8 protein-coding genes and 3 pseudogenes are annotated in these 14146 nt (G+C 69.3%); 3 read left to right on the forward strand and 8 right to left on the reverse strand.

The annotated features are described in order from the left end of the window. Positions 1 to 69: 69 nt before the first annotated feature. Positions 70 to 2010 (reverse strand): pentapeptide repeat-containing protein, encoded by a 1941-nt coding sequence (locus tag AB0D57_RS45245; protein WP_362088234.1) that lies wholly within the window; start codon positions 2008 to 2010, stop codon positions 70 to 72. A 608-nt stretch (positions 2011 to 2618) separates the two neighbouring features. Between AB0D57_RS45245 and AB0D57_RS45250 the strand changes: the two genes are divergently transcribed. Then, positions 2619 to 3116: a hypothetical protein gene (locus AB0D57_RS45250; protein WP_362088236.1), complete on the forward strand. Its 498-nt coding sequence runs from the start codon at positions 2619 to 2621 to the stop codon at positions 3114 to 3116. 96 nt (positions 3117 to 3212) lie between these two features. After that, a pseudogene (locus tag AB0D57_RS45255) lies at positions 3213 to 4186 on the forward strand (IS5 family transposase). Between the two features lie 103 nt (positions 4187 to 4289). On the opposite strand, the gene AB0D57_RS45260 reads toward AB0D57_RS45255, so the two are convergent. The 7 genes and pseudogenes from AB0D57_RS45260 to AB0D57_RS45290 all read right to left on the reverse strand — a co-directional run bounded on the left by AB0D57_RS45260 (position 4290) and on the right by AB0D57_RS45290 (position 10792). Further along, a complete protein-coding gene (locus tag AB0D57_RS45260) occupies positions 4290 to 5282 on the reverse strand; it encodes an immunity 49 family protein (protein ID WP_362088238.1) in 993 nt (330 codons plus the stop codon). A 136-nt stretch (positions 5283 to 5418) separates the two neighbouring features. Beyond that, positions 5419 to 5739, reverse strand: coding sequence for a hypothetical protein (locus tag AB0D57_RS45265; protein WP_362088240.1), 321 nt, complete (start codon positions 5737 to 5739; stop codon positions 5419 to 5421). Positions 5740 to 5744: 5 nt separating this feature from the next. Next, positions 5745 to 8042 (reverse strand): annotated as a pseudogene (locus AB0D57_RS45270) (DNA polymerase III subunit alpha); the annotation flags it as partial. Between the two features lie 200 nt (positions 8043 to 8242). Further along, positions 8243 to 8509: pseudogene (locus AB0D57_RS45275) on the reverse strand (ABC transporter ATP-binding protein); the annotation flags it as partial. Between the two features lie 219 nt (positions 8510 to 8728). Next, positions 8729 to 9472 carry a polysaccharide lyase gene (locus AB0D57_RS45280; protein ID WP_362088242.1) on the reverse strand — a complete coding sequence of 248 codons (744 nt, stop codon included), beginning with the start codon at positions 9470 to 9472 and terminating at the stop codon, positions 8729 to 8731. 7 nt (positions 9473 to 9479) lie between these two features. After that, positions 9480 to 10160: a polysaccharide lyase family 7 protein gene (locus AB0D57_RS45285; protein WP_362088244.1), complete on the reverse strand. Its 681-nt coding sequence runs from the start codon at positions 10158 to 10160 to the stop codon at positions 9480 to 9482. Then, positions 10157 to 10792, reverse strand: coding sequence for a hypothetical protein (locus AB0D57_RS45290; protein ID WP_362088246.1), 636 nt, complete (start codon positions 10790 to 10792; stop codon positions 10157 to 10159). The genes AB0D57_RS45285 and AB0D57_RS45290 overlap by 4 nt, the downstream gene beginning before the upstream one ends. Positions 10793 to 11088: 296 nt before the next feature. Here AB0D57_RS45290 and AB0D57_RS45295 point away from each other — a divergent pair, with 296 nt between their 5' ends. After that, a complete protein-coding gene (locus tag AB0D57_RS45295; RefSeq protein WP_362088248.1) occupies positions 11089 to 13425 on the forward strand; it encodes a Tat pathway signal sequence domain protein in 2337 nt (778 codons plus the stop codon). The last annotated feature ends 721 nt before the right edge of the window (positions 13426 to 14146 follow it).

Genomic DNA, 14146 nt, shown 5'->3' on the forward strand with positions numbered 1-14146 from the left:
GGGACTCCGCCATGCCCGAGCACCGAAATCACCTCGGCCACCCGGCAGATACCCCTCGGCGACGCCTCATCACCCCAACCGAAACGGCGAGGCTAAGGCGAGGAGGGTGGGTTCGAGGAGGCGAGAGGTCATCTCGATGTAGGTGCCGGCGGTGGTGAGGTTCTGCCCGCTGGAGCGGAAGACCACCGAGTTGACGGCGATGCGGGCGGCCCTCTCTGCACGAACCCAGGTCATGCGCTGCGGCCATCCGCCGCGCAGGGCGGGGCCTGGGGTGCTGGTGTTGAGGCTGATCTTGCTGCCGTGAAGGGTACCGGTGGTGGCGGGGTCGGGGTCGTGGGTGGGCAGGCCGAGGCCCATCAGGAGCAGCACGGTCAAGGACATGGCGGCGAGCAGCCATGTGAAGGCACGGGAGGCGCGCAGGCCGTAGCCGGACAGCAGCCAGTAGCCCCACAGCAGGCGGCGTTCGCCCTGAGTAGTGCCAGTTCCATCGTGGCGGCGCATCTCGCACTCGCCGTAGTAGAAGTCGGCGGCGCCGGGTTCGTTCTTGCCGTCCTCGAAGGCCTTGCGTAGCTGCCGGTACAGCGCGGCGACGTCTTCTGGGTCGGGGGTGCGGGCGGGGTCAATGTGGTGCGGTCCGGGACGCCACAGATGGGGCTCGGGGTCTTCGCCCGCGGAAAGGGCGGGCTGGCCGGCGGTGTGCGCGCGCCAGTGATGTTCCTCAGCAAGCACACGTCGACGGGTCCAGCGAATTGGCCGAATGCCGCGGCGGCGCCAGCGGGTGGGGACGTCGGCGAAGGTGGTGCGGCCTTCCAGACGGATCTGGTCGAGGTGGAAGGCCCCGGAGAACAGGCAGTCTGCCAGGTCGACGTCTGACAGCACCAAATGCGCGGCATCCACGCCCTGCACCGAGACGACCCGCACCCGGTCCGAGACGCGCGGCCGCGCGCCGGAAACGACCAGCAGGTCCTCGCTCACAGCGCCAACGTATCTGCGGAGGGTGAAGGGGGTGCTATGGGCGATGACCGCGGCGGGGGCGGTCAGAACCGCGTGACTGAGGTCCACGGCCGCGTACCGCACCCGCACGGTCGCCGTCGACTCCCACCGCGTCCGCTCACACACCACCTCCTCTGCGGCTATCTCCAACGTCGCCGGCAGCACGAACGCCGCCCCGGACAACACCACCTGTCCCGCACACACCAACGGCCCCAGCATCGGCGCATTCTCAAACAACGCCTCGAAAAACGATGCGGTGCTGGAGAACTGTGCCCCTTCGAACCAGGCAGCGTTGGAGAACTGTGCCCTGCTGAACCAGGCAGTGTTGGAGAACTGCGTACAGAGAAACTCGACGATGCTGGAGAACTGCGCCCACTGGAAATTGGCGACTCCGGAGAACTGCGCATACGCGAAATCGGCGTCGCCGGAGAACTCCGTCCCGACGAACTGGGCTTCGCCGGAAAACCGCGCCCTGTCGAAATCGGCGCCACCGGAGAAGTGCGCCCCCCTGAACTGGGCTTCGCCGGAAAACCGCGCCCCTCCGAACTCGGTGTCGCCGGTGAACCGAGCTCCTTCGAACCCGGCGTCGCCGGAGAACTCCGTCCCGACGAACTGGGCGCCACCGGAGAACTGCGCCCCGTTGAATGCGGCGGGCCCGGGGAACCGGACCCATTCGAAAGTGGCGTCGCCAGCGAACTGAGCCCCATCAAACACGGCAGCTCCGAAGAATTGCGCCTCGTCGAACCGGGCGCGGCCGAGGTGAGGTTCGCCGGAGGAGGGGTCCTGTAGAGCGTAGAGAAGGGCCACCAGCAGATCTTGAGTGAAGGGAGTGCCGCGGTGGTCTATGCCGGCGCCGGGGGTCAGGCCGGTCAGGTAGGCGGTGCGGTCGATGTCGGTGAGGTGGGCCAGGCATACGGTGTGGCCGGAGACATGGATACCGCGGCAGCCGATCGGGTCGGTGGCCGGGTCCGCACCGTGCCCACAGTGTGACCAGGAGGGCGGTAAGGGTGTGCTCATGGTGCGGCGGCTCCCGGGATGTGTGTCGGGTGCCAGTAAGGACGCTCTGCGGGCGGGGCTGGTTCAGGCCCGGCCGTGACAGGCGGCGTCGCCGGTCGGGTCCCACCGCCAGGATGCGGCAGCTCGGTAGCTGGGCGTTGAGCCGACAGCGACAGGGAGGTCCCCGGAAGTGGTGCCACCGTGCTCCTGTCTACCGCTTGACGATGGCATCCGATTTACGACCTCGTTTCGGCCGAACCGAAGTCAGAGGTCGGTACCCACGTCACGAACGTGCCATATATGCCTGAACAACCCGTAGATATCTGTCAGGCACGGGTCGCCGAGGGATACTTGTCTCACATGCCTTCTCTGAACTAGGGGCAGCACCAGACACTCTGAACTGCGGAAACGCCGAAGTCAGGTAACACGCCTGTCGCGCTCTCGGCACCCGAGATAACCGCCGGGCCGACGGCGGCGCGGTGTCGTCGCTCATGCCGGTATGAAAAGTGATTTTCCCTGTGGACAGAGACCGGCCGTCGGGTACGCCTGACCCGGTGCCGGTGCCGGTGCCGGTGCCGGTGCCGGTGCCGGTGGGGAAGGATGACGGCAGCGATCACCGAGGGGGCGGCGTGCGGCTGACGATCGACACCGAAACGGACACCTACGAGCAGGCGATAGCCGCGGTCCAGGCGGCCTACGGGCTACGTCCTGTTGTTCCTACCGGCTGGCCGGAAGCCGCGGCCGTGGACCCCCGGCCCGACCCGCAGGACCTGAGCAGCGATGACATCGGGGACGGCTGGAGCGACCAGGTGCTGTTCCGCATGATCGCCTCGCTGATGCCCGGTGCCCGGGCGGTACTTCGGCGAATCGCCGACCTGGGCGGCACGGCCTCCTACGACGAAGTGCAGCAGTACTTCGCCGACCATCCGGCGGCCCCGATCCCGCCGACAAAGATCGGCGGGACCCTGACCAGCGTCCAGGCGGTGCAGCGCCGCGTCGGCCCGGCCAGCACGGGCCGGCTGCTCCAGCGGGACGAGCGAGCGCGGCTCTACCGCATCGACCGGACGCTCGTGGAAGGGCTCACGCGGGCCTTCAGGCCAGCAACATCTCCTTGCACGGCGCAGTAGTGCACCGCCGTGCGACCCATCTAGGGCGTGTGCGGAGTTGTGATCTCGGGAACCCCCGGCCTGGGAGGGTTGGGGGTCCTGAGGTAGAACGGTGGGGTGTCTCGACCTCAACTGTCCGATGACGAGTGGGAGTTCATCTCCCCGTTCCTGCCGATCGGCGAGTATGGGCCGTACCCGGAGAACCTGCGTCTGCACTTCGAGGGTGTGGTCTGGCGGTTCCGGAACGGGGCGAAATGGCGGGAGTTGCCCGAGCGGTTCGGGCGCTGGTCGACCGTTTACGGCCGGTTTCGGCAGTGGCGGGACGCCGGGGTGTTCACCGCGGTCTTCCAGGGAGCGATCGCCGAGGCGGCGAAGCGGGGTCTGGTGGACTTGTCGCTGGTCAGCGTGGATTCGACCACCGCGAGGGCCCATCACGACGCGGCGGGGATGATCGTGGAGCCGGAGACCCTGGAGGCGATGGAGAAAGCCGCCGCGGAAAAAGGGGCGCCGAAGGGGAACAAGACGGGCAGCCAGATGTGGAACGGGAAGAACGCCGACGCGTAAGGCGCCGGCGAAAGGCCCGACTCGCTGCTGCTGACCTGGGCCGTTCCCGTGGTGGGCTCACCACGAAGCTGCATCTGTCCCGCGTTCCGCAGTGCCTGCCGCTGTCGATGAAGATCACCGCGGGGCAGGTCGGAGACAGCCCGCAGTTCATCTCCGTCCTGAACAAGATCCGCGTCCCCGGCCCGGTCGGCCGGCCCCGCACCCGCCCGGACGCGATCGCCGCAGACAAGGCCTACTCCTCCCGCAAGAACCGCTCCCACCTGCGCAAACGCGGCATCAAAGCCGTCATCCCCGAGAAGAAGGACCAAGCCGGCCATCGCAAGGGCCGCGGCTCCCGCGGCGGCCGGCCCGTCACCTGGGACAAAGAGCTCTACAAACTCCGCAACAGCATCGAGCGCACCATCAACAAGATCAAGGACTGGCGCGGCCTGGCCGTCCGCTACGACAAAGACCCTGAAAGCTACCTGGCCGGTCTCGAGTTATGCGCCGGACTCCTGTGGATCCGCCACCTCAAAACCCAACCATGATCACAACACCACACGCGCCCTAGTCCAGCCCCTGACCCACGTCCACCATGGCGCCCATCCTCTCCGAGCTTGACGAAGGAGATAGGGGCACCCCCCGGGTGGCCTACTTGGTGGCCCAGTAGCCCAAGTTGTTCCGGTTCCCCTCCGCCGCCCGGCGCGGCGCGTCCGGCGATCCCAGCAGACCGTACGGCAGATACCCGGACCGGACACCGAGTTCCCACCCATGGACCTGGACGGCGAGGCAGGCCAGGGCGAGGGTGCCGAGGGGGAGGAGGGATCGGGGCGCGGGATCACCGGCATCGGCCTCGACGCTCTCCCGGTATGCGACCAGCCGGGCGACGAGGGCGTCCTCGAAGGCGTGCTGGTCGTCGTCGAGGAGTACGCGGAGCAGCCGCTGGTCCGCGCTCAGCGCGTCGCCGACCTCGTCGAGCCGCCGGGCGGCCTCCGCGCGCTCCCCGGCGTCCGGCTTGCGCAGCGGAACGGTCGGCCAGTCGCGGGGCAGATGCCCGGCCGCCTCGGTGAGATAGGGGCACAGGGCGTCCATGGCGGCGAGGTCGGCGGGGTCGGAGACGGAGGTGTATCGGTTGTAGGGCACGCCGTCACGGATGGCGGGCGCGTAGTCGCCGCGCAGCAGCAGCCCGGTGACCCGCTCCCAGTCCCACACATGCCCGCTGACGACACACATCTCGAACATGTCGAGCCAGGTCCGCGCGGTGGGCGCCTCCCTGACGACGTCCCGGAAGGTGATGGGCCCGTCCCCGAACTCGTCGTCGTCCGGGTCCGTGCTGATCCGCTCCCCGACGAGGGGGAACCGGAGTTCCTGGTCCCCGTTCGGGAAGCACATGATGCTCAGCACTCCGTGCACACACTCCGCGGCAGTGACGGCGACCGTGCCGGCCGCAGCGTCGAGCCCCGGCTCCGTCACCGTTCGCGCGGCGACATGGTCGAGCAGTTCGTCCGCCATGGCCCGGATCAGCGTCGGCGAGATGCTGCCGTACCGCAGCGAGTGCCACCGCGTGTAGGCCCGCCCGTCGATGTCGTCGAGCGCCTCGGCCAACCGCTGCTCGCCGACCTGATGGCATGTCACATCCCGCACGTACCCTGTCCCTTCATGAACTCCACGACTGGACGAAGCACGTTATCAACGGGCACTGACAGCACTCTAGCCCTCCCAGGCCGTATTCCCTCCGCGGCCCAATCGCGCACGCGCAACCCAACGCCCAGGCCGTCGTTCAGTGGCCGATGGCCTCAAGTTCCCCGTCGGAGAGGTGCAGGAATCCGCGAACCCGTCGGATTCGGTTGGGGGCGGCCCCCGCCCCGCTGCGCACCCCGTACAGGGCGAGCGCGCGCAGCTGGATGAGTTCGGTGATGCCGCGGGCGTCCCGGTCCCAGAACCGCAAGCTGCCAGTGAGGTCCGCGACGGCGCTGTCCGGCTGAAGCATCTGCACGCGTGGCGTGAAGTCCTCCAGGAGGCGGCGCAGCCTCTCCAGGAGTTCGGAATCGTGGCCCGGCGGGAGGTCGAACCGGATCTGGAGGATGCTCTTTTCGCCCATGGTGATCACCCTGCGCTTCCCGGGCTGCGGTGCCCGAGACGACGGAGATCGGCGGAGCGGCTGCCGGCGGGCTGGAGGTCGGCGTACGGGTGCAGGCGGGCCCCGGCGGTGCCGTCGGCGAGCGTCCGCTGCGGTGCTGCGGGTTGGGCTGGGGTGGGGGCGGGCGTGGTGCGGCCGAGCAGATCCAGGGCGGCCTGGGGGCCGTGGTCGCGGCGGGCGGCGGCGACTTCTTCCAGGTCCCACACCATCTCGCCGACGACAGTGCGGCGCGGGCCGCGGGCTTCGACGGTGCCGCGCACCAGGAGCATCCCGGAGTGGAACACGGTGTGCGCGCAGGCGTCGTGGCTGTCTTCGAAGAAGGCGATGTCGACCAGTTTGGAGCCGTCTTCGAGGGTGACGAAGATGACCCGCTTGCCCGACGGGATCGGCGGGGTCTGCGTGGATGCCCGCACCCCGGCCACCAGCACCTTCTGCCCGGGATGCAGGTTGCGCAGGTGGGCGGCGTCGGTGGCATCCAGCTCACGCAGCAGCCGGTGATGGTGCTCCATCAGGTGATGGGAGACATCGATGGACAGGACGTCCAGCTCGGCACCCAGCTTGTCGCGGCTGGTCATCTCGGGCAGCCCGCTGGGGCCGGCGGTGACCAGCTCGCCGCCCAGGGGGAGCTGCCCGTCGGTGGCGGCGCGGGCGCGGACCTGCCGGTGCAGCTCGGTGGCCTGAAGCAGCAGATCCCGCCGGGTCAGATCTGCGGCGAGGGCGTCGACGGCGCCGATCCGGATCAACCGCTGCGCGAGGGGCAGGGAGGGTCTCGCCCGCTGCCACAGGTCCTGGAGCGAGGTGTAGGGCTGACCGGCCGCCAGGCGGGCGACTTCGTGCTCGCTGATGCCCTTGATCGTGGACAGGGCCAGTCGCACGCCCCAGCCCTGTGGGGCCTGTTCGACGCTGTGCCGCGCCTGGGAGTGGTTGACGTCGACGTTCAGGACCGCGACGCCGTGGCGGCGGGCGTCGGCGACGATGACCCGGCGCGGCCACATGCCCGGGTCGTGCTCCAGCAGCCCGGCATACAGGGCGGCGGGGTGATGCGCTTTCAGGAAGGCGGACTGGAGGGCGGGGACGGCGAAGGCGACCGCATGCGCGCGGCAGAAGCCGTACGCGCCGAAGCTGGAGACGATCTCCCACACCTCGTTCAGCACGGCAGGGCTGTATCCGCGCTCGCCGGCCGTACGCCGGAACCACTGCTCGACTTTCGGCAGGCGGTCGGGGTCGGCCAGGGCGCGGCGGGCGACGTCGCCCGCCGCGCGGTCGCAGCTGGTCATCTTCGACAGGATCGCGATGATCTGCTCGTGCCAGATGACGACGCCGTAGGTGTCGTTGAGGATCGGCTCCAGGTCTGGGTGCGGATAGTGGGGTGCGGCCCCGTGCCGGGCGGCGATATAGAGGGCGGGCATGCCGCCGGAGACCGGGCCGGGCCGGAAGAGGCTGATGTCTGCGATGACGTCCTGCATGTGCCGCGGTTGCAGCCGTCCCACCAGGTCCTGCTGGCCGGGGGACTCGAGCTGGAACAGGCCCACGGTGTCCGAGGCCTGGATGAGTTCGAAGGCGAGCCGGTCGTTGAGGTCGACGTGGTCGGGGTTGTCGAGGTCGATCTGGCGGCCGGTGGTGCGGCGGATCTCGGTGACGGCGTGCGCCATGGCCGACTGCATCCGCACGCCCAGGACGTCGAGCTTGAGCAGTCCGAGGTCTTCGACGTCCTCCTGATCGGCCTGCACCATCGGGTAGCCGCCCGGCGTGGGCAGTACCGGCAGCCGCTCCAGCAGACTCGCGTCGGACAGGATGACGCCGCAGGGGTGCATGGCGTAGCCGCGGGGCAGCGCGTCCAGGCCCTCGGCCAGCTCCCACAGCGGCCCGAACTCGCCTGCCCGAGCGGCAAGTCCGCGCAGTTCCGGCAGCTCGGCCAGGGCTCCGCGGATGTGCGGGAACGACTTGGCGATCTCGTCCACGACCTGCGGGGCCAGCCCGAGGGCGAGGCCGGTGTCGCGCAGGGCGTGGCGGGCCCGGTAGGTCTCGGGCATGCCGGTGACCGCGACCCGATCGCGCCCGAACCTTTCGATGATCTTGTCGTAGACATCCAGGCGTCGGGCCGACTCCACATCCAGGTCGATGTCCGGAAGCGAGGTCCGCCGCTCGCTCAGAAAACGTTCGAACAGCAGCCGGTGCTCGATCGGATTGGCCGTGGCCACGAACAGGCTGTGGTTGACCATGGACCCGGCGCCGGAGCCACGAGCGGCGACCCGGATTCCCATCGGCGGTTCCGTCGCCTACTTCGGTCCGCCGGAGGAGGCGCTGAACTTCTTCGGCTACGACACCTGGGCCGACGTCTTCTCCGCCTTCGAGAACTACCGCGGACCTTGTTGCGGCGCGGGGCAGGCTGCCACTCATGACGCCCAAGTCGGCTGCGAGCGCGGGGTGTTGAGAGCGGCACGGGTGGGGGAGGGCCGAAGGCGAGGCCGGACTTGGCCGGGATCAGCACGCTCACGACGCCGAGGACGGCGGGCAGGAGCACCATCAGGAGGAGGAAACCCCGGTCGGACCCGATCACCGACGTGTAGCGGCGGATCAGAGTGGCCAGCTGCGAGCCCCAGCTCTGCGGCTTCGGCGGCTTCATCGCCTGCTGCGGTGACACGTTCACCGACTGCGGGGCGACCGCGTCGATGTCCGCGGCGTACATCTGGTAGTGCTGCGAGCCCTTCCAGCGGCCCGCCCAGTCGTAGTACGGGACCCACGGGCGCCCCCGACCACATCCTGCGGCGGCTCACGCCCCTGGCTGCGGGCTCGCTGCCGCAGCGGGTCCCGCCCTGCCACCCGTCGTCAGACACAAGCTGCTCGACCTCGCCGGGGTGGCAGAGACGTGACAACGGGGAAGCCGAAACGACCACCCCACCCAGCACCTCAAGACGACCATCACAACTCCGGCCAAGACGCGGCGTGCTCAGGACCAGTTGGCCGGTTCGGCGAGCGTGTAGGACGAGGCGATCCGGTGGTTGTCGTGGTGGATCGTCAGCACGTCGGGGCCGCTGGGTGTGCCGTCCCGCCAGGCCGTGCAGTAGATCCCGTTCGACCAGCGAATGGTCCGCGAGGTCGACGGAAGGACCGTGATGCCGGTCATGCTGACGGTCTTCGTGCCATTGAGCCAGACCTCGAAGGCGCCCGCGCCGTCGCCGGCCAGCTTGAGGCGGGCGACGACGCGCACCCACGTATCGCGCAGGGCCGTGATGGCGCCGACCGTGCCCTTGATACCGCCGGAGCCACCAAAGCGGATCTCGTCGCCGATGACGAACATCAGCAACCACGGGCCCTCCGGGTCCTCGGGGGACCACTGCTGGAAGGTGACGTTCTGGTCGTGGAACTCCCAGTCGGGGGCGAGGCGGATCGCCTGGCCGTAGTACTTGTCCTCGCCGACGCTCTGCGCGCCGCGCTGGATGACCTCCGAGTGGTAGCCACCCGTTTCGCCGATGTACGTCTGGGTGGCCTCCAGGGAGTGGGCGCCCTTGTACACCGGGGCGTCGACGGTCGCGATCACGCCGTCCTTCTGCGTGTAGGCGTAGTCCCAGCCCTCGACGCTGCCGCGATTCTGGAAGTACACCTCGTCGGCGGCGTACGCCCGCCCGGTCGCGCCGGCCGTGCCCGCCACGAGGGTGCCGCCGAGCACGGCGAGAGCCTGTCGTCTGCGCATGGTCCGGTCACCGTGTCCAGTAGCGGATGTTGCGGAAGCGGGCCTCGGCGCGGCCGGAACCGTGGTTGTACACGCCGTTCTTGAAGTAGCGGGTGGCGGGTCCCCGGTCGTCGACGGTCAGGACGAGGGAGTCGTCGAAGTAGACCCTGATGGTGCCGGTCCCGGTGCCCGCCTCGTGGGCGATCTTCACGTTGAACCAGGTGTTGTACGCGCCCGTCTTGAGCACCGTGCCGTCGTAGCGCCGCACGGTGCCGCCATTGGTGTTGTAGGCGTTGAGCATGATGTCGGTGGCGGGGGTGCCCGAGGGGTGGATGCTTCGCAGGATCTGGACGAAGGAGGCGCCGTCGGTGCCGGACGGGAGGTAGACGTCGGCGTCCCACATGTGGTCACCGGTCTTGTAGTCAGCCTTCCAGCGCATCTCGGTGCGCGGGTCGGTGGAGCTGCCCTCCTCGAACGGCTCGTCGGTGGCGTACACCCACATACGGTGGACGCCGCCGCTGTAGCTGTGCCGGTCGCTGAGGTCGAGGTTCCAGGGCTTCTGCCAGCTGTACGTGAACGAGGTCTGCGTCCAGCCGTCGGTCGGGTCGGCGGCCGTCGCGGCGTCGGCGAGTGAGGCTGGCGGCAGGGCGAGCGAGGCGCCGCCGGCCAGCAGGCCGGCCCCCGCCCGTAAGACGGATCTCCTGTTCATCGCATGTCCTTTCCGATGAATGAGTGGAGGTCGATCGCGTCGGCCATCGCCTGGAGCCCGGCGTCGTGGCGGCGGGATCGGTCTGGTCGGGGCTGCCCTTGATGTCGTTGATGCCCTCCATGGCGATCAAGGCGCGCGCGCCGCTGTGGGAGAGCGCGTCGGTGTCCAGCCGGGACAGGGCGCTGGGGCCGGTGCCGTCCAGCAGCGCGCGGTTGCCCGCGATGTCGGCGTTCAGCACGCTGAGGCGCTCGCGCGGGGGGCAGTTCGCGCAGCCGGGCGGAGAGCCGGTCGGGCCGGCGGTGGTTCGCGCTCGCTGTCGACCCGGATCCGTCGGTGATCGAGTCGCCCAGCGCGACGACACGGCCCGCGGCCCGCGCGCCGAGCACGTCGACGCCGGTCAGGTAGTACCAGGAGCCGGTGGTCGCGGTGTACGCGGCGCCGTCCTGGTCCGCCGTGTGGCCGGCGTCCGGGGCGAGGAACGACGTCTGCAGAGCGGAGCGGTGGTACGTCGACGGGCCCGAGTCGGTCCGTGGCGGCAGGACGCGGCCGCGCTCGCCGGAAACGATCAGGAGAACCGGTGCCAGTGCTGCCAGGGGAGCCGTGAACACGTACCGGATCATGACCTTGCGCATGCGGCGCCGTCCTTCCGGTCGGGAGTCGGCCACGGGCCGAACGGGGAATGCGCGATGAGGGACGCGTAGTGAGGAACGCGAACGCAGGCAACCTCAATACATCGGATGAGTCAAGGACTTCGACCAGGATTGCTGATGTGCGCATGAAGACTGCACCTGCCCCATCTGTTCCCCATCCGTGGCCTATATGTGGCCTGATTGCCTGGCTGTCAAGGTCATTGACATGCACGCGGAGCATCCTTAGGTTCGCTGATACACCCGATGTATCAGTGATCCGTCAGGTCTGGAGGACGATGATGACCTCGCAGCCGGGGAAGCACTCACCGCTGCCCCGCAGAGCCGTACTCGGCACCGCGATGGGCGGAGCGGCAGTGGCGGCCCTGCCCGGGGCGGCCCACGCCGAACAGCCCGCACAGCCGGGACGGTCCGGCGGCGCCGATCCGGCGGCCGGGGGCGGCAGACGCCCCTGGAGACTCCGCGACACCATGACCACCGACATCGCCTGGGAGAAGTTCCTGCGCGGCCAGGACCTGCTGTGGACCAGGCTGCCCACCCTGTGGCATGAGGGCCCGTTCCTCGGCGACGGGCTGCTCGGCAGCATGGTCTACCAGGAGCCGGGCGCCAACCAGATCCGCTTCACCGTCCAGCACGCCAGCGTCCAGGACCACCGGCCCGAGTTCGGCAGCGGCTGGGGAACCTGCCGCCTGCCGGTCGGGCACCTCACGCTCGAACCGGTCGGCACGATCACGTCAGTCGACTGGCGGCTGAGTCTGTGGAACGCCGAGCTCACCGGCACCGTCACCACCACCGCGGGCACGCTCACCCTCTCCGCCCTCATCCACGACGAGGTCTTAGCCGCCCGCGTGACGGCCGGCGGCGGCGAACAAGTCACCTGGACGTTCCATCCCGAAGAGGCCGTCAGCCCTCGGCGCATCAGCGAGGCCCCGCCCGCCGGCTACACCGCCAACCCGCCCTGGACCACCCGGACCGCCGCCGACGGCACCGAGCAGGTGCTGCAGCCCCTCACCGGTGGCGGCCAGACCGCCACGGCCTATCACCGCACCGGCGACTCCCTGCTGCTCAGCGTCGGACACAGCTCGCCCTCCGGCACCGCCGCAGAGGCCGCCTCGCTCCGCAACCTCCGGAACGCGGCGTCGTACAGCGCTCTCAGGCGACGGCACACCCGATGGTGGCACGCGTTCTACCGCAAGAGCTTCGTCTCGTTGCCTGACCAGCGGCTGCAGAGCTTCCACTGGATCCAGCTCTACAAGGTCGCCTCCGCCAGCCGCGCGGGTGGCCCCGTCATGGCCACCTCCGGCCCGTGGCTGGAGCCCACTCCATGGCCCGCCGTGTGGTGGAACCTCAACGTCCAACTGGAGTACTGGCTCATCCACGGCTCCAACCACCCGGAACTCGACTCGCTCGCCACCACGCTGCGTCAGAACCAGGAACAGCTCATCACGAACGTACCCGCCGCCTACCGTGCGGACAGCTCCGGCGTCGGCCGCAGCTCCGACATGTTCGCCAACCGGGAGGTGGGCAGGCCGGGCAGCGGCACCGAGGTCGGCAACCTCACCTGGGCGCTGCACAACGTGTGGCTGTCCTACCGGCACTCCATGGACAAGTCCCTGCTGCGCGACACGATCTACCCGGTGCTGCGCCGGGCGATCAACTACTACCTGCACTTCCTCACCCCGGGCAGCGACGGCAAGCTCCACCTGCCGAGCACGCTCTCGCCCGAGTACCCCGTCGTGCCGCCGCAGGACACCAACTACGACTTGGCCCTGATCCGCTGGGGCTGCCAGACACTCCTCGAGTCCGCCGAACTCCTCGGCATCGACGACGAGTTGACACCGCGCTGGCAGGAGGTGCTGGCCAGACTCACGCCGTACCCGGTCGACGACAACGGATTCATGATCGGCGCCTCCACCCCGTACGCGCAGTCCCACCGCCACTACTCGCACCTGCTCATGGTGTACCCGCTGTACCTCGTCAACTGGGACCAGCCCGGCAGCCGCGACCTGATCGCCAAGTCGGTCGCACACTGGCAGGCGTTGGCAAGCGCCCACCGGGGTTACAGCTACACCGGGGCCGCCTCGATATACGCCATGACAGGCGACGGCGACACCGCGATCACGTACCTGCGGAAATTCTTCGACCCCACCACCCGCTTCCCCTGTCGTGCCAACACGCACTACACCGAGGCCGGTCCGGTCATCGAGACGCCGCTGTCCGCCTCGCAGTCCCTGCACGACATGTTCTGCCAGAGCTGGGGCGGCGTGATCCGCGTCTTCCCGGCCGTCCCGTCCTCCTGGGCGGACGTCACCCTGCACAACTTCCGCACCCAGGGCGCCTTTCTGGTCAGCGCGGTCCGAAAGGCGGGGACGACCCGGTTCATCCGGATCAGGAGCCTGGCGGGCGAGCCGCTCAAGCTCCGGCACGGCCTCACCGGGCCCCTCACCGTGCTGCTGGACGACGGCACCCCGGCCCGCACCCAGGACCTGGGCGACGGCACCCTCGCCATCGACCTGCCCCGGGGCCACGAGGTGCTCGTCCACTCCGGCTCTCGTCCCGACCTCGTCATCGCGCCGGTCGCCGTCAGCGAGCCGGGTCCGGCCTGGGGCCTGCCGTAGAGACTGTTCACACGCGGCACGGTTCCCCTGAGGCCGAGAATCACCACGCGCCGTCTCGGCCGAAGGGGCTTGAAGGAACGTCGAGCGCACGCACGCCGCCGTCGAATTCGCCCATGAGAAGGCGATCGACGCCACACCCGTCGACCGTGCCCTGGTCGACGGGTGTGGAACGCGCCGTACGCCGACCGTAGGCGTGCTGTCTACGAACTCACCCCCGACGACCTGGACATCGCCACCCTCTACGCGGGCTGATGACTCTCAACTGCACCTGCGCACCGAACGGCTCGCAGTTCGGTAGGCGTCCCGGGCCGAACGCTCAGGACATCAGCGGCGCGGCGCAGCAGCGAACGCGTCCTGCTGACCGTTCTCCACCACAGGGGACGGCGCAAGCCGGACGTTCCCGCCGATCTCCTTGGCTACGTCAGGCGAACCCGAGCCCGGCGCTCCCACCACCATGATCGCCGAGGGCCGCCCTCCTATCGAATCCCGGGGTACGGGACCTCTCGCCGCGGTGTGTGGATCGCCCGGGCCTCGAACCGCATCCGCGTGGGGACAAAGGGGGCGGTCAGGTGGCCTTGTCGGCGGCGAGCCAGTCGCGGATGCCGGCCAGGACGTAGGGGCCGGCTTTGACGCCGGTGTCACGGACGAGGTCGGCGATGGTGGTCGCGGCGAGCGCCTGGCGCCAGGCACTGTCCGCCGATCCCATGGCGCGGGCGATCGT

Origin of the sequence: Streptomyces sp. NPDC048275, assembly GCF_040652275.1 — a bacterium.
In the GTDB taxonomy this organism is placed as follows: domain Bacteria; phylum Actinomycetota; class Actinomycetes; order Streptomycetales; family Streptomycetaceae; genus Streptomyces.

What these genes read in the sequence shown, in the direction of transcription:
- AB0D57_RS45280 (WP_362088242.1), bottom strand. Translation starts at nt 9,472, where the DNA reads ATGCGCAGACGACAGGCTCTCGCCGTGCTCGGCGGCACCCTCGTGGCG.
- AB0D57_RS45290 (WP_362088246.1), bottom strand. Translation starts at nt 10,792, where the DNA reads ATGCGCAAGGTCATGATCCGGTACGTGTTCACGGCTCCCCTGGCAGCA.
- AB0D57_RS45295 (WP_362088248.1), top strand. Translation starts at nt 11,089, where the DNA reads ATGACCTCGCAGCCGGGGAAGCACTCACCGCTGCCCCGCAGAGCCGTA.
- AB0D57_RS45245 (WP_362088234.1), bottom strand. Translation starts at nt 2,010, where the DNA reads ATGAGCACACCCTTACCGCCCTCCTGGTCACACTGTGGGCACGGTGCG.
- AB0D57_RS45265 (WP_362088240.1), bottom strand. Translation starts at nt 5,739, where the DNA reads ATGGGCGAAAAGAGCATCCTCCAGATCCGGTTCGACCTCCCGCCGGGC.
- AB0D57_RS45285 (WP_362088244.1), bottom strand. Translation starts at nt 10,160, where the DNA reads ATGAACAGGAGATCCGTCTTACGGGCGGGGGCCGGCCTGCTGGCCGGC.